Here is a 15,352-nt window from a genome sequence, read left to right as displayed (position 1 = left end):
CTGATGAGCGGATTTACGCGGTTTCCACTTGCAGGGCCACTCGCTCGCGGCATGGGCATTCGTCCATGTAGCGATGCGCTTCGACGAACTCGTTGAACGCGAATACACGAGTCTTGAGCGGCAGGAGCACGCGGTCAGCGGTCAACTGGTTGATGTCACGCAAAGCACGCTGCAGAGCGACGTGGTCCTGGACAATGCCCAGCTCCGGCTTGCCGGTGAAGTTGCCGATGCAATGCACGAAGAACTGGATGTTCTTCTGAAACGCCGCACACGCCGGGAACGGGGTCTGGTTACCACCTTGCAAGCCGTACAGCACCAGACTGCCGCGTGGCGCCAGCACATCGCCAAGCAACGACATTTGCGGGCCGCCAAGACCATCGAACACCACATCGACGCCGCGGTTGTCGGTGATCTTGTTGATGCGCATCAACAGATCTTCCTCTTCGGTGACGATGACCTTCTCCGCACCGAGGGACAGCAGGTACTCACGCTCCTCCGCCGATTTGGTCGCGGCGATCACTCGCACACCCAGCGCTTTGCCCAATTGCACAAACGACGGGCCGGCGCAGTGGCTGGCGTCAGTCACCAGCGCAAATTGACCCGGTTTGACCCGCGCCAGATCGGCATAAGCGAAGTAGGCAATCAGCAGCGGCGTGTAGTGCACGCTCGCTTCGATCGGGCTGAGCACATCGGGATAACGGGTCAGCGCGGTGCGCGGCAGAACGATCGACTCGCCGTAAACCGGATAGTCGTTCGGGCTTTCCGCTGGAAAACTGGCCACTTTGTCGCCGACGGACAGGTCGTCGACATCAGCGCCCACCGCAGTGACCACGCCAGCCATTTCATGACCGAGGCCCGAAGGCAGACGTGCCTGAGACGACGCCAGATTCTGGCGCCACAGAGTGTCGTACCAACTGATGCCGATTGCCTCGACACGCACCTGCACTTCGCCAGGACCTGGCTGAGCAGCCGCATGCTCTTCGCATTTGAGCACCTCGGCCGGACCAAACTTGTGAAAACGGATCGTGCGGGACATCGCAAACCTCGTCAAAGTAACCTCTAATGCCATGAACTCTATCTGGGCTTTCGACCCAAGACCATCAGTGGCTATTAATAGTCGACATGCCTGTCATTGATTCCGCATCAAGGGCGGCATTGGCAAAATCCATGAAAAAAGGCCTGCCACCGTCGCAGTAAAGCTGAATTTTCCGGTGCAGAGTACCAGCCTTTCCCCGTAAGATTCATGCCGGCCATTGTTCTCATATGGTCGCCCTCGTCAAGTTTGATGACTCTGCCAGGACTCCAGATGAATCGTAATGACCTGCGTCGTGTCGACCTGAACCTGCTGATCGTGTTCGAAACATTGATGCACGAACGCAGTGTGACTCGGGCCGCGGAAAAATTGTTCCTCGGCCAACCGGCTATCAGTGCGGCCTTGTCGCGTCTGCGCAGCCTGTTTGACGATCCCTTGTTTGTCCGCACCGGCCGCAGCATGGAGCCGTCCGCCCGCGCGGTGGAAATCTTCGCCCTGCTCTCGCCCGCCCTTGATTCGATCTCGACTGCCGTCAGTCGCGCCGCCGATTTCGATCCGGCGACCAGCACGTCGGTGTTCCGCATTGGATTATCCGACGACGTCGAATTCGCCCTGCTGCCCATGCTGCTCAAGCGCCTGCGCGCCGAAGCACCGGGCATCGTCCTCGTCGTGCGGCGGGTCAACTACATCTTGATGCCGGGCCTGCTGGCCTCCGGCGAGATTTCGATCGGCGTCAGCTACACCACCGACCTGCCCGCCAACGCCAAGCGCAAGGTCCTGCGCCGCAGCGCACCGAAGCTGCTGCGCGCCGACACCGTGCCGGGGCCGTTGAGCCTCGACGACTATTGCGCCCGACCGCACGCACTGGTGTCGTTCGCTGGCGACCTCAGTGGTTTTGTCGATGAAGAACTGGAAAAACTCGGACGCAAACGGCACGTGGTGCTGGCGGTGCCACAGTTCAACGGACTGGGCACGCTGCTGGCGGGCACCGATATCGTCGCGACCGTGCCGGATTACACGGCTGAGGCACTGACGGCGGCTGGTGGGCTTCGTGCTGAAGATCCGCCACTGCCGACGCGTACGTTTGAACTGCACATGGCTTGGCGTGGGTCGCAGGATAACGACCCGGGAGAGCGGTGGTTGAGGTCGCGGATTCAGATGTTTTTTGGGGATCCGGATAGCCTGTAATCGGACCTACTTGCCACCCGTCACATCCAGAAATGTCCCGGTGACAAACGATGCCTCCGCGCTGGCCAGCCACAAGATGGCCCGCGCCACCTCTTCCGGCTGACCGCCCCGCCCCATCGGGATCGAATCCTTCACCCGATCCACCCGCCCCGGTTCGCCGCCGCTGGCGTGCATGTCGGTATAAATGTGCCCCGGGCGAATGCAGTTGACCCGAATCCCCTCGCGCGCGACTTCCTTTGCAAAGCCGATGGTGAAGGTTTCCAGCGCGCCTTTCGATGCTGCGTAGTCGACGTATTCATTGGGGCTGCCCAGGCGCGCCGAGGCAGAAGAAACGTTGATCACTGCCCCACCTGTGCCGCCGTGCCGGTAAGCCATTCGCTTCACCGCCTGCTGCGCGCACAGTATCGGCCCCAGAGCATTGACCGCAAAGATGCGCTGCATGCGTTCGAAGCTCAGGTCCTCCATGCGTGACTGTTTTGCCAGAATGCCAGCGTTATTGACCAGCACGTCGATACGCCCGAATGAACGATCGATAGCCGAGAACAGTTCAGCAACCTGCCCTGGATCAGCACTGTCAGCACGCACCGCGAGGCCTTTGCGCCCCAATGCTTCGATATCCGCCACCACCGCCAGCGCGGCAGACTCGTTGGCGACGTAGCTGATGGCGACGTCGTAGCCTCGCGCGGCGGCGAGTCTGGCGGTGGCGGCGCCGACTCCGCGACTGCCGCCGGTGATCAGAATCAGCGGGGCCTGCGAAACGTTATCCATGCGACGTTCTCCTGAGCAGTTGGGCTGTGTCAGCCGATGATGATGGCGCCGCTGGCGATGACCACGCACGCCAGCATCCTGCGGACGGTGAGCTTTTCACCGAGGAACAAATAGCCGAGCAATGCGGCAAACAACACGCTGGTTTCGCGCAAGGCCGACACCGCGCCCAGTGGCGCTTCGTTCATGGCGTAGATAACGATTGCGTAGGCCAGCAACGAGACCAGTCCGCCGACCACAGCGGTCAGCATTCCGGGCCGTACGGAAAATAGACTGCGGACGTCGCGCAGGCCGATATACACCAGCGGCATCAGCACGCCCCACAGGGCGCTCATCCACACCGTGTACGCGAGCGGCGCACCGGAAAGCCTGGCGCCAATGCCATCGACGACGCTGTAGGCGGCGATGAAACAACCGGTGCCCAGCGCATACGGCAGGCTCGGCACCGACAGGCTGCGCCCGCGAAAGGCCAGGGAAATGATTCCGCCGGATACCAGACCGATGCCGAGCAGCTCAGCGGGAGTAATGGTTTCGCCGGCAAACAGCGCGGCGCCGAGGGTGATCAGCGCCGGTGACGAGCCGCGGGAAATCGGATATATCTGCCCTAGATCGCCGACCCGATAGCTGCGCACCAGGAACAGGTTGTAGCCGACATGCAGCAGTGCCGAGAGCAGCGCATACCCCCAGCTCTCAGGTGCAGGCGCGGCCATAAAAAAGGTGGCAATGAGGCAGACGATGGCGATGGCCACGCACATTATTGTCATCGACCAGAGCCGATCGGCACCGCCGCGCAGCAGCGCGTTCCAGCTGGCGTGCAGGAGCGCGGCGAACAGAACGAGGAGTACGAGATGGATTGGCATGCCGCATTTTAGTCATCGCTGCAGCCCACATTACAGAGAAGTCTCTTCATCCAGTCATGAGCAATACCTCATGACTCAGTGCTGCGCGCCCTGCACTTTCAACGCCTCACTGAGCAACCACTCGCGAAATTTGAGGATATGCGGCTGGGCTTCGATGCCTTTGGGACAGACGAAATAATAGGCAAGCGGCGATGTGAACGGCACATCGAACAGCCTTACCAAGCGGCCGTCGCCGATTTCATTTTCGACATGGCCGCTGCGCACCAGCGCCACACCCTGGCCGAGCAATGCAGCTTCGACAGTCATGTTGGTGTCGCCAAACCTTACGCTTTCGCGCAGCGGCGAAAATGCCAGCCCGACGGATTCAAACCACACCTCCCATTTCGGCGCCAACTCGGCGCCGTCGCGAATCAGCAATGGCATCTGCAGCAAATCGGCGGGACTGCCCGGCCTGCCGACGCGCTGCAGCAGTTCGGGACTGGCCACGGGAAACACCTGCTCACCGAACAGAAACTCCGAATACAGACCGGGATAATTGCCTTTGCCCAAGCGAATGGCGACATCGGCTTCGCCGCTGGCGAAATGGATGATCGTGTCCGTGGTATCTAGCGACACCAACAGCTCCGGGTGCAGGCGCGACAGATTCGGCAAGCGTGGCAGCAGCCACTTCAAGGCAAACGAATAAGTGGTGCTGACCGACAGGCGAACCCTGTCCTTTTGCTCGCGCAGATCCTCCAGCGTTGCTTCAAGGCTCATGAAAAACTCGCGCACGATCGGCGCCAGCGTCGCCCCCGCTGTTGTAAGGCGTAACGCCTTGCCGCGCTCGAACAATTGCAAGCCCCAAAGTTCTTCAAGGTGCCGGAGCTGATGACTGACGGCGCTTTGGGTTACGTGCAGTTCTTGAGCGGCAGCCGTGAACGTCGGGTGCCGGGTGGCCACTTCGAAAGCCCGCAGGGTCGCGGTCGGGGGCAGGTTGCGCATATATGAGAGTCCCGGGGATGGCAGAAGCTGACGGCATGAATATCAGCTCATGTTAGAGCGAAATGCGTTCGCATGCCTCTGGCCCCAAGTGGATTTGGTGACGATCGGGTTTGGGTTTAGCCGCAGACCCACAAATCGTAAGCCGAGAGCCGATGACAAACCTTATGGTAACGATTAGATTACCGCCGCCCCGCCAATGGAGAGTCGGGCATTCAGTCTCTGCTCTCGTTGGCGACGACATCTGCACCAACGAAAACACCGGGATGTATCTGTCCCGTCTTTCGACTGACCATTTTTTAGGGAAAAAAACATGAGCCTGGTTTTCTGCCGTGGTTGCGCCAAGGAAATAAGTACTCTGGCATTGGCATGCCCCCAATGCGGCGCACCTCAAGCGCCACTGCATTCCATTGCCAGTGGCCCCGTCATGGCGAGCGGCAACCCATACGTGGAGGCACTGAAGAAATATGCCGTGTTTACCGGACGCGCCACGCGCCGTGAATACTGGATGTTTTTTCTGATCAACATGGGCATCGCTATTGTCATGAGCGTTTTTGACGCCATGCTCAAGACCGGTGGCGCCTTGCAGAGCCTGTACAACCTGGCAATGCTGTTGCCAAGCCTCGCCGTTGGTGTACGACGCATGCACGACACTGACCGCAGCGGCTGGTGGATTCTGCTGCCCATCGTCAACATCGTGTTTCTGGCGCAAGACAGCCAGCCTGGTCCCAATCGCTTCGGTGCCAACCGCAAAGGCTTCAACTAATCAATAGCCGCCATCGCGGATCGAAACGGCCTTCATGGCCGTTTCTTTATATATGGCTCCCTTCTCACAAAGGCCTTGCTCGATCATTGCTCGTCACGCAAGACAGATTTGCGAGAAAACACATTGTTAGCCCCCTAACGAAAGGTGCATGCTAGAGGGCTGCCTCGGCTCTTATATCATTCCGAATGATAGTTACCTTTGCTTCATTCGATTCGTGCCATCACACCCGCGCCGAGCATCATCCGCCCATCTTCAATACTTCGGCGGATTGCATCCATGGAACAATCACTCAAACATTTGCGCTTCCCGTTGGCCATGCTGGCCGTACTGGTAATGAGCGCCTGCGGCAAAACTCCGGAGACTGCCGGCGCCCCGCCCGCTGCCAAAGTCAGTGTGGCCAAGGTGCTGGAACAACCGGTCAACGAGTGGGACGAATTTACCGGGCGTCTCGAGGCGCCGGAAACCGTTGAAATCCGCCCACGGGTTTCGGGCCAGATCGATCAGGTCGCATTCACCGAAGGCGCGCTGGTCAAGAAAGGCGACCTGCTGTTCCAGATCGACCCGCGTCCGTTCCAGGCTGAGGTACGCCGCCTCGAAGCTCTGGTTGCTCAAGCCCGCGCCACCGCCACTCGCAGCGAAAACGAAGCCGCTCGCGGCGAACGCCTGCGTACCAGCAACGCCATTTCCGCTGAACTGGCCGACTCGCGCACCAGCGCTGCCCAAGAAGCCCGCGCCGCCGTTGGTGCCCTGCAGGCACAACTGGACCTGGCCAAACTGAATCTGAGCTTCACCCGCGTGACCGCACCGATCAGCGGCCGCGTCAGCCGCGCCGAAATCACTGCCGGCAACCTGGTGACCGCCGACACCACCGCGCTCACCAGCGTCGTCTCCACCGACAAGGTCTACGCCTACTTCGACGCCGACGAACGCGTGTTCCTCAAATACACCCAACTGGCCCGCAACGGCCAGCGCGGCGCAACCACGCCGGTGTACATGGGCCTGTCCAACGAAGACGGCAACCCGCACCTCGGCCAGATGAACTTCGTCGACAACCAGGTCAATCCGAAAACCGGCACCATCCGTGGTCGCGCAGTCTTCGACAACGCTGACGGCACCTACACCCCTGGCCTCTACGCTCGCTTGAAGCTGGTTGGCAGCGGCACCTACAACGCCATGCTGATCAATGACGAAGCCGTGGGCACTGACCTGGGCAAGAAGTTCGTGCTGGTGATGGATGGCGACAACAAGACTGCCTACCGCGCCGTCGAACTCGGTCCGAAAATCGAAGGCCTGCGCATCGTCCGCAACGGTCTGAACAAGGACGACACCATCATCGTCAAGGGTCTGCAACGGGTTCGTCCTGGCTCACCGGTCACCCCTGAGGTGATTCCGATGGCCAGCGAGCAGACCCTCGCCGCCCTCGCTCAACAACGTCAAGCGCTGGAAGCCAGCAACCTGCCCAAAGTTGCCCCTGCCAAGGGCGCATCGGGTTCGGCTGCGAAGCTCGCTGCTACGACCCCACGCGGTTAAGGGACGACAACTCCGATGAATTTTTCCCAATTCTTCATTTCCCGGCCGATCTTCGCAGCGGTGCTGTCGCTGTTGATCCTGATCGCCGGTGCGATCTCGCTGTTCCAGTTGCCGATCAGCGAATACCCGGAAGTCGTGCCGCCGACCGTGGTCGTGCGCGCCAACTTCCCGGGGGCCAACCCCAAAGTCATCGGTGAAACCGTGGCCGCTCCGCTGGAGCAGGCCATCACTGGCGTCGAGAACATGCTGTACATGTCCTCGCAGTCGACCGCTGACGGCAAGATCACCCTGACCATCACCTTCGCCCTGGGCACTGACCTGGACAACGCGCAGGTGCAGGTGCAGAACCGGGTGACCCGGACCGAGCCGAAGCTTCCCGAGGAAGTGACGCGCATCGGTATCACCGTCGACAAGGCTTCGCCCGACCTGACCATGGTTGTGCACTTGACCTCACCGGACAAGCGCTACGACATGCTGTACCTGTCCAACTACGCGATCCTCAACATCAAGGATGAGCTCGCTCGCCTCGGTGGTGTCGGTGACGTGCAGTTGTTCGGTATGGGCGACTACTCGCTGCGCGTCTGGCTTGACCCGAACAAGACCGCTTCACGCAATCTGACCGCCACCGATGTGGTGACCGCGATTCGCGAGCAGAACCGTCAGGTCGCCGCCGGTCAACTGGGCGCGCCCCCTGCCCCGACCGCGCAAAGCTTCCAGCTGTCGGTCAACACTCAAGGCCGTCTGGTTTCCGAAGAAGAGTTCGAGAATATCGTCATTCGCGCTGGCGACGACGGTGAGATCACTCGCCTGAAGGACATCGCGCGCATTGAACTGGGCTCCAGCCAATACGCCTTGCGCTCGCTGCTGAACAATCAGCCGGCGGTGGCGATCCCGATCTTCCAGCGTCCCGGTTCCAACGCCATCGACATTTCCAACGAAGTGCGCGGCAAGATGGAAGAGCTGAAGAAAGGCTTCCCGCAGGGCATGGACTACAGCATCGTGTATGACCCGACGATCTTCGTTCGTGGCTCGATCGAGGCGGTCGTGCACACCCTGTTCGAAGCGCTGATACTCGTGGTGCTGGTGGTGATTCTGTTCCTGCAGACCTGGCGCGCCTCGATCATCCCGTTGGTGGCGGTGCCGGTATCGTTGATCGGTACGTTTGCGGTCATGCACCTGTTCGGTTTCTCGCTCAACGCCCTGTCGCTGTTTGGCCTGGTACTGGCCATCGGTATCGTGGTGGATGACGCCATCGTCGTGGTGGAAAACGTCGAACGGAACATCGAACTCGGATTGACGCCGGTCGAAGCGACCAAGCGCGCCATGCGGGAGGTGACCGGGCCGATCGTGGCCACCGCACTGGTGCTGTGTGCGGTGTTCATTCCAGCGGCGTTCATTTCCGGCCTCACCGGGCAGTTCTACAAACAGTTCGCACTGACTATCGCTATCTCGACAGTGATCTCGGCGTTCAACTCGCTGACCCTGTCGCCAGCGCTGGCTGCTGTGCTGCTGAAGAGTCACGACGCGCCGAAAGACCGCTTCTCGAAAGTGCTCGACAGAATCTTCGGTGGCTGGCTGTTCCGTCCGTTCAACCGTTTCTTCGACCGTGCCAGTCATGGCTACGTCGGCACCGTGCGCCGGGTTATCCGTAGCAGCGGCATCGCCCTGCTGGTGTATGCAGGCCTGATGGTGCTGACCTTCTTCGGTTTCTCCAGCACGCCGACCGGTTTCGTACCCGGCCAGGACAAGCAATACCTGGTGGCCTTCGCGCAATTGCCGGATGCCGCGAGCCTGGATCGCACCGAAGACGTGATCAAGCGCATGTCCGACCTCGCGCTGAAACAGCCGGGCGTGGAAAGCGCCGTAGCGTTCCCGGGCCTGTCGATCAACGGCTTCACCAACAGCCCGAACGCCGGCATCGTCTTCGTGACCCTGAAACCGTTCGACGAGCGTAAAGACCCGAGCATGTCCGCCGGTGCGATTGCCGGCGCCTTGAACGGCCAGTACGCGAACATTCAGGAAGCGTACATGGCGATCTTCCCGCCACCGCCGGTACAAGGCCTGGGCACCATTGGCGGTTTCCGCCTGCAGATCGAAGACCGGGGCAACCTCGGCTACGACGAGCTGTACAAAGAAACCATGAACATCATCAACAAGAGCCACAACGTGCCGGAACTGGCCGGCCTGTTCACCAGCTACACGGTGAACGTGCCACAGGTCGATGCCGCCATCGACCGTGAAAAAGCCAAGACCCACGGCGTGGCCGTCAGCGACATCTTCGACACCCTGCAGATCTACCTGGGTTCGCTGTATGCCAACGACTTCAACCGCTTCGGGCGCACCTATCAGGTCAACGTTCAGGCCGAACAGCAGTTCCGTCTTGAATCCGATCAGATCGGTCAGCTGAAAGTACGCAACAACAAAGGCGAGATGATCCCGCTGGCGACCTTCATCAAGGTCAGCGACACCTCGGGACCGGATCGCGTGATGCACTACAACGGCTTCATCACCGCTGAAATCAACGGTGCCGCAGCCCCGGGCTATAGCTCCGGCCAGGCGGAAAAAGCCATCGAGAAACTGCTCAAGGAAGAACTTCCGAACGGCATGACCTACGAGTGGACCGACCTGACCTACCAGCAGATTCTGTCCGGCAACACCGCGCTGTTCGTGTTCCCGCTCTGCGTACTGCTGGCGTTCCTGGTGCTCGCCGCACAATACGAAAGCTGGAGCCTGCCACTGGCGGTGATCCTGATCGTACCGATGACCCTGCTGTCGGCCATTACCGGTGTGATCATCTCCGGCGGTGACAACAACATCTTCACCCAGATCGGCTTGATCGTACTGGTGGGACTTGCCTGTAAAAACGCGATTCTCATCGTCGAGTTCGCCAAGGATAAACAGGAAGAAGGCCTCGACCCGCTCGCAGCGGTGCTGGAAGCCTGCCGCCTGCGTCTGCGGCCGATCCTGATGACCTCCTTCGCGTTCATCATGGGTGTGGTGCCACTGGTGTTCTCCAGCGGTGCCGGTGCCGAAATGCGTCACGCAATGGGTGTGGCGGTGTTCTCCGGGATGCTCGGGGTGACCTTCTTCGGTCTGCTGCTGACGCCAGTGTTCTACGTACTGATCCGTAACTTTGTCGAACGCGGCGAGCAGCGCAAAGCAGCCAAAGCCCTGCAATTGGAGGCGCAACAATGAGTCTGAAAGTCTTCCTGCCGAGTCTGCTGGTGCTGGCCCTCAGCGCCTGCGCCGTCGGCCCCGACTACAAGACCCCGGCCACGGAGGCGGCCAACATCACGACCGCCACCGACGGCGCCGCCGGACAAAAGAACTTCGACCGCTCGAAATTCGAAGGCATCTGGTGGCAGCAATTCGATGATCCGACCCTGAACCAGTTGGTGAGCCAGTCGCTGCAAGGCAACCGTGAACTGCGCGTGGCGTTCGCCCGCTGGAAAGCCGCCCGGGCAATCCGCGACGACGCCAGCAATGACGCGATGCCGACCATCACCAGCCGCGCCAGCAGTGACCTGGGCAAGGGCCAGATTCCCGGCCAGACCACCGACCGGGTCAATAGCGAACGTTATGACCTCGGTCTGGACATGGCCTGGGAGCTCGATCTGTTCGGCCGCATCCAGCGCAATCTGGAAGCCAGTGATGCCGACCAGCAGGCCGCCGAAGCCGATTTGTACCAGTTGCAAGTCACCATGATTGCCGAACTGGTCGACGCCTACGGTCAACTGCGCGGCGCCCAGCTGCGGGAAAAAATCGCCGTGGCCAACCTGAACAACCAGCAGGAGTCGCGCAAGATCACCATCAGCCTGCGTGACGCCGGTGTCGGTGATCAGCTTGATGTCGAGCGCGCCGATGCGCGTCTGGCCAACGTCGAAGCCACCGTGCCGCAGTTGCAGGCGGAACAGGTTCGGCAGAAAAACCGTATCGCCACCCTGCTCGGCGAACGACCGGACAAGCTGACCGTCGACCTGAGCCCGAAAGATCTGCCGGCCATCGCCAAGGCACTGCCGATCGGTGATCCGGGTGAACTGCTGCAACGTCGTCCGGACATCCTCAGCGCCGAGCGGCAACTGGCTTCGGCCACCGCGCGTATCGGCGTGGCCAAAGCCGATCTGTTCCCCCGCGTCAGCCTCAGCGGCTTCCTCGGCTGGACCGCCGGGCGTGGTTCGCAGATCGGTTCTTCGGCGGCCAACGCCTGGGCGCTCGGCCCGAGCATCACCTGGGCGGCGTTTGACTTGGGTAGCGTCCGCGCCCGCTTGCGCGGCGCCGATGCTGACGCCGAAGGCGCACTGGCCAACTACGAGCAACAGGTGCTGTTGGCGCTGGAAGAATCGGAAAACGCTTTCAGCGATTACGGCAAGCGTCAGCAACGTCTGATCTCGCTGATCCGTCAGAGCGAATCGAGTCGCAAGGCCGCCGATCTGGCAGAAATCCGTTATCGCGAAGGCACCACCGATTTCCTCGTCCTGCTCGACGCCCAGCGTGAGCGCCTGAACGCCGAAGACAGTCAGGCACAGGCCGAAGTCGAGCTGTATCGCGGCATCGTCGCAATCTACAAGGCCCTCGGCGGTGGCTGGCAACCGGAGACAGTTGCCAGCAAGTAAAGATTGTTAAAGAGCTCCTTTGGTTGGCCGCAACCAACCAAATTTTTTGCCCCGCGTATCATTCGGTCGCGGGGTTTTTTTATGCCTGTTTGCAGCACAAGGTTTCTTGTTGATCGTTCCCACGCTCCGCGTGGGAATGCCTCAAGGGACGCTCCGCGTCCAGTGACGCGGAGCGTCACGGGCTGCATTCCCACGCGGAGCGTGGGAACGATCAACACAGCTCCTACCGGGGATCAGGGTTCCAGGACGGTGACGGTGGCGGTTGTACCGGCGCGCAGGCGATGCTTGCCGGCAAAGTCACCATCAATGCCAATGCGCACCGGCACCCGTTGCGCCAGTTTCACCCAGGTGTAACTCGGGTTGATGTTCGCCAGCAGACGACTGCCCGGCGCGTTTTCGCGGTCGGCGATGGCGAAGGCGATGCTTTCTACCGTGCCGCCGAAACGCTCACCGCTCATCAATTGAATGCGTACCCGATCACCCTCCTCGATTCGCGGCAGCTTGGTTTCCTCGAAGTAACCACTGACATAGAACGAATCGCTGTCGACCAGCGCCAGCAGTGCCCCGCCCGCCTGTGCGTAATCACCCTGGCGGGTCAGCAGGTTGGTCACGTAACCGCTCACCGGCGATTCAACGCGGGTGCGCTGCAAGTCCAGTTCGGCTTGGGTCAGCGCGGCAATTGCCAGTTGCACATTGGCTTCGGCCAGCCCGAGGTTGGCCTGATTGCGCAGCAGATCTGCCTGGGCAACCGCTACGTCGGTACTGGCCTTCTCCCATTCTTCACCGGAAATCGCGAAGCCCTGCTTCAGCGTGCGGCGGCGGCGCTCCTCGCTTTGACGTTGTTTGAGCAACGCTTCACTGGCGACGATTGCCGCTTGCGATTGCCCCAGCGACGCCTTGGACACTTCCACTGAACGCCGGGCATGCTCGACCGCCAGTTGATAGCGCGCCGGATCGATCTCCAGCAACAATTGGCCCTTGTCGACATGCTGGTTGTCCTGCACTGCCAGTTTGACGATTCGCCCCGAAACATCCGCCGACAGCGTCACCACATCCGCCCTCACCCGAGCATCCCGTGTCCACGGCGCGCGGGTGTAATACTCCCAGGCGAACCAGCCGAGGACGATCGCCAGGATCACCACTGCCACGGTCATCATTCGTGCAACTAGTGCTTTCAAGACATCAGGCTCCCATCAACAGAATCAGCGTGGCGCAGACACAGGCATACAGCGCGCCTTCGAACAGTGCTTCATGCCACACCAGGCGCAGCACGCCGAGGCGCCGCAGACACCAGTCCAGCAACATGAAAATCGGAATCGCCAGTAACAGTGCCTGGGCAATCGGCGGCAGATAAACCCCGCCAATTTCGAAATCAATGGGCAAGTTGCGGTTCTCCTTCCAGGCCTTGAGGTTGCAAATATTCGCCGTGCCGCTCGAGGAACGACACCACAATCAGCAGCGCCACACGCATGCGAAACACCGACCATAGATGTTCATGACTGACGGCGTGCAGCTCGTCCAGCTCGTCTCCGAGCTGGTGCAACGTAGCCAGCAGCGCCGCAAGCTGGACATCGTCGCGACCGGCAACCAAACGACCGGTCTTGCGCAACGCCGACGCCAAGCGTTGGCCGAACGCATCGGTAAGTAGCGCGTTGTTCTGCGACTGCTGCCTCAGTTGATGCATGGCCACACCCAGCGCTACGCAAGCCAGACTGATTTCGTACAAGCGCTGCATGGCGCGATCGTTCGCCGCTGGCAGCAGACCGAGCATGCTCGTCAGGCGATCGGTCATCCGACTCTCGAAAGCGAATTGTTGTTCATCGGTGGCCGGCATTTTGCTCAGTTGGTACACCTGCTCCCGTGCTTCGCCGTACAGGCGGCGGATGCGCAAGCCCGGGCGGAACGGGAAGATCAGCGCATAAACGATCAGGGCCAGCATCGCTGCGCTGACGTAGGCGCCGGCGAATTCGAACCATTGAATCGCTGTGTTCTGCCCAGTGCCGGTATTTTGCGGTCCGAGCATGAGAAAACTGGACAGGCCAAGGCCCATGCCGATACCGGCGGTGGCCGGACTGGAAATGCCCACAGCAATGGCATACAGCAGCGGCGCCAGCAGCAAGGCCAGCAGCTCGAAATCACTGATCGCCGGGACCAGCATGAATTGATAGAACGCCGATACCAGCAGTGCCAGACCCAAGCCACGGGCGTAGCTTTGCGCAGCCATCAGCGGACGCGGAAAAGTCGCCATCAGCGAGCAGAGAATCCCCACCAGAATCATCCCGCCGCGCGCGCCATCCCACGCCGTTTCGATCCAGATCAACCCGCTGACCAACAGCGCGGTGAAGGCACGGATCGCATTCATCGAGGCCAGGGTGAAATCCAGATGCAACGGACTGCTCTGGCCGCGATAAAGGCAACTGGCCGGGCGCCCTTCCTGAATCGCGTCGCTCAGTTCGAGGATCTGCTCAAGTTGCTGCAACAGGCGCGCCTGCTCCCAACGCAGCGCCCAAGCCAATGAACGCAGGGTCGCGCTCATGTTCTCGGTCTGCTGCTCGGCCTTGTACGCCAACGCTTCGAACTGTTGCTGCAAGGTGACGAAACGCTGCCGATCGGCGCCAGACAGCGCGCGGCCCTGTTGCGCCAACTGCTCAAGCAACGCCAGTTCCTCGGCACGCAGCTGCTGGACCTCCAGCGGCAGATCGCCCTCCCAGCGTTCGATGAGCAATTCACGCTGATGACGTAGCGCGGTCAATCGCGAGGTCAGCAGCATCAGTTGATTGCCGAGCAGCAATACCAGGTTGTCGGCACTGCGCAAACGTGGGGCATCGAAATACAAATGACGTCGCAAACCTTCCAGTGCGCTGATCTCACCGAGCAGTTGCATCTGCCGACGCTGGAAATCGGCTTCGCTTTCTTCCGTACGAAGCACCTCGGCAGCGTGGCTGGCCGCCAGTTTGATGACCTGATCGATTTTGGCGAAATAGCCCTTGGCGACGGCTTCAGGCCGGGCCGTCAGCAAACTGACCACACAGACACAGGCGACCGCCAACAAAGTTTCGGTAACGCGGGTGACCGCCAGCAGAAAGGTGCCGTCCTGATCCGGAATCGCCAGTAAAGCTACGACCACAGCGGTGTAACCACTGAGCACGAACGCTTGGGAACTGGTGTAGCGCAGCAGGGTGCCGCCCGCCGTGCACAGCGCCAGCCACAACGCCAATGTCGTGATGAACGGCAGCGGCGCCTGAGGGAAAATCGCCATGATCAGCACCGCCACCGCCGCACCCACGGTGGTGCCGATCACCTGGCCGAAACTGCGCGCCAGTGCCATCCCTGCCAGTGGCTGGCTGACGATCACCACGGCCATGATCGACCACTTCGGCTGTTCGAGATCAAAAATGAACGCCAGATAAAGGGTCAACAGCCCGGCGGCGATGGTCCGCAGGGCAAACAGCAGAACAGCCTGACCGGGATGGATCAAAGCCTTGAAATAAGCGAACAACGCTGGCATGGGAATACTCTTTAAAACGACTTCTGCAAGCGTAGACATTGCAGCAAAAGCCTGACGGATTTCACAGTCGACACGTGTTGTAGGACGATTCGCTGGCAACGGTTTGACTCA

General features: G+C 60.6%; 12 protein-coding genes. 5 read left to right on the top strand and 7 right to left on the bottom strand.

Features of this window, described 5'->3' with window-relative positions; all coding sequences use genetic code 11:
* Positions 1–13: 13 nt before the first annotated feature.
* A complete protein-coding gene (locus D8U70_RS19395) occupies positions 14–1,036 on the bottom strand; it encodes a zinc-dependent alcohol dehydrogenase family protein (RefSeq protein WP_016774849.1) in 1,023 nt (340 codons plus the stop codon).
* A gap of 270 nt (positions 1,037–1,306) precedes the next feature.
* Between D8U70_RS19395 and D8U70_RS19390 the strand changes: the two genes are divergently transcribed.
* Positions 1,307–2,221 carry a LysR family transcriptional regulator gene (locus D8U70_RS19390; RefSeq protein ID WP_016774850.1) on the top strand — a complete coding sequence of 305 codons (915 nt, stop codon included), beginning with the start codon at positions 1,307–1,309 and terminating at the stop codon, positions 2,219–2,221.
* A 6-nt stretch (positions 2,222–2,227) separates the two neighbouring features.
* Here D8U70_RS19390 and D8U70_RS19385 read toward each other — a convergent pair whose 3' ends face one another.
* From D8U70_RS19385 to gcvA, 3 genes are all read right to left on the bottom strand, one after another.
* A complete protein-coding gene (locus tag D8U70_RS19385; RefSeq protein ID WP_130929534.1) occupies positions 2,228–2,989 on the bottom strand; it encodes an SDR family oxidoreductase in 762 nt (253 codons plus the stop codon).
* Between the two features lie 29 nt (positions 2,990–3,018).
* Positions 3,019–3,846 (bottom strand): DMT family transporter, encoded by an 828-nt coding sequence (locus tag D8U70_RS19380; RefSeq protein ID WP_071172549.1) that lies wholly within the window; start codon positions 3,844–3,846, stop codon positions 3,019–3,021.
* A 75-nt stretch (positions 3,847–3,921) separates the two neighbouring features.
* A complete protein-coding gene (gcvA, locus tag D8U70_RS19375; RefSeq protein WP_122706348.1) occupies positions 3,922–4,827 on the bottom strand; it encodes a transcriptional regulator GcvA in 906 nt (301 codons plus the stop codon).
* Between the two features lie 310 nt (positions 4,828–5,137).
* On the opposite strand from gcvA, the gene D8U70_RS19370 reads away from it, so the two are divergent.
* From D8U70_RS19370 to D8U70_RS19355, 4 genes are all read left to right on the top strand, one after another.
* A complete protein-coding gene (locus D8U70_RS19370) occupies positions 5,138–5,590 on the top strand; it encodes a DUF805 domain-containing protein (RefSeq protein ID WP_071172551.1) in 453 nt (150 codons plus the stop codon).
* A gap of 276 nt (positions 5,591–5,866) precedes the next feature.
* Positions 5,867–7,120 carry a multidrug efflux RND transporter periplasmic adaptor subunit MexE gene (gene mexE, locus D8U70_RS19365; protein ID WP_039761553.1) on the top strand — a complete coding sequence of 418 codons (1,254 nt, stop codon included), beginning with the start codon at positions 5,867–5,869 and terminating at the stop codon, positions 7,118–7,120.
* A 15-nt stretch (positions 7,121–7,135) separates the two neighbouring features.
* Complete coding sequence (locus tag D8U70_RS19360; RefSeq protein ID WP_130909872.1) at positions 7,136–10,315, top strand: efflux RND transporter permease subunit; 3,180 nt, start codon at positions 7,136–7,138, stop codon at positions 10,313–10,315.
* Positions 10,312–11,733: a TolC family protein gene (locus tag D8U70_RS19355; protein WP_039761555.1), complete on the top strand. Its 1,422-nt coding sequence runs from the start codon at positions 10,312–10,314 to the stop codon at positions 11,731–11,733. Before D8U70_RS19360 ends, D8U70_RS19355 begins: the two co-directional genes overlap by 4 nt.
* A 233-nt stretch (positions 11,734–11,966) precedes the next feature.
* On the opposite strand, the gene D8U70_RS19350 is transcribed toward D8U70_RS19355, so the two are convergent.
* The 3 genes from D8U70_RS19350 to D8U70_RS19340 are packed head-to-tail and all read right to left on the bottom strand — an operon-like array spanning position 11,967 to position 15,241.
* Positions 11,967–12,911, bottom strand: coding sequence for an HlyD family secretion protein (locus tag D8U70_RS19350; RefSeq protein WP_071172553.1), 945 nt, complete (start codon positions 12,909–12,911; stop codon positions 11,967–11,969).
* 4 nt (positions 12,912–12,915) lie between these two features.
* Complete coding sequence (locus D8U70_RS19345) at positions 12,916–13,116, bottom strand: DUF1656 domain-containing protein (protein WP_016774855.1); 201 nt, start codon at positions 13,114–13,116, stop codon at positions 12,916–12,918.
* Positions 13,106–15,241, bottom strand: a complete 2,136-nt coding sequence (locus D8U70_RS19340) for an FUSC family protein (RefSeq protein WP_130929533.1) — start codon at positions 15,239–15,241, stop codon at positions 13,106–13,108. Before D8U70_RS19340 ends, D8U70_RS19345 begins: the two co-directional genes overlap by 11 nt.
* Positions 15,242–15,352 lie beyond the last annotated feature (111 nt).

Source organism: Pseudomonas sp. Sample_20 (assembly GCF_004307585.1).
Classification (GTDB): Bacteria; Pseudomonadota; Gammaproteobacteria; order Pseudomonadales; family Pseudomonadaceae; genus Aquipseudomonas; species Aquipseudomonas atacamensis.
This window is presented reverse-complemented; position numbering and strand designations above follow the sequence as displayed.

Excerpts from the sequence above, each read along its gene's own strand:
- D8U70_RS19395 (WP_016774849.1), bottom strand. The coding sequence starts at position 1,036 with ATGTCCCGCACGATCCGTTTTCACAAGTTTGGTCCGGCCGAGGTGCTC.
- D8U70_RS19390 (WP_016774850.1), top strand. The coding sequence starts at position 1,307 with ATGAATCGTAATGACCTGCGTCGTGTCGACCTGAACCTGCTGATCGTG.
- D8U70_RS19385 (WP_130929534.1), bottom strand. The coding sequence starts at position 2,989 with ATGGATAACGTTTCGCAGGCCCCGCTGATTCTGATCACCGGCGGCAGT.
- D8U70_RS19380 (WP_071172549.1), bottom strand. The coding sequence starts at position 3,846 with ATGCCAATCCATCTCGTACTCCTCGTTCTGTTCGCCGCGCTCCTGCAC.
- gcvA (WP_122706348.1), bottom strand. The coding sequence starts at position 4,827 with ATGCGCAACCTGCCCCCGACCGCGACCCTGCGGGCTTTCGAAGTGGCC.
- D8U70_RS19370 (WP_071172551.1), top strand. The coding sequence starts at position 5,138 with ATGAGCCTGGTTTTCTGCCGTGGTTGCGCCAAGGAAATAAGTACTCTG.
- mexE (WP_039761553.1), top strand. The coding sequence starts at position 5,867 with ATGGAACAATCACTCAAACATTTGCGCTTCCCGTTGGCCATGCTGGCC.
- D8U70_RS19360 (WP_130909872.1), top strand. The coding sequence starts at position 7,136 with ATGAATTTTTCCCAATTCTTCATTTCCCGGCCGATCTTCGCAGCGGTG.
- D8U70_RS19355 (WP_039761555.1), top strand. The coding sequence starts at position 10,312 with ATGAGTCTGAAAGTCTTCCTGCCGAGTCTGCTGGTGCTGGCCCTCAGC.
- D8U70_RS19340 (WP_130929533.1), bottom strand. The coding sequence starts at position 15,241 with ATGCCAGCGTTGTTCGCTTATTTCAAGGCTTTGATCCATCCCGGTCAG.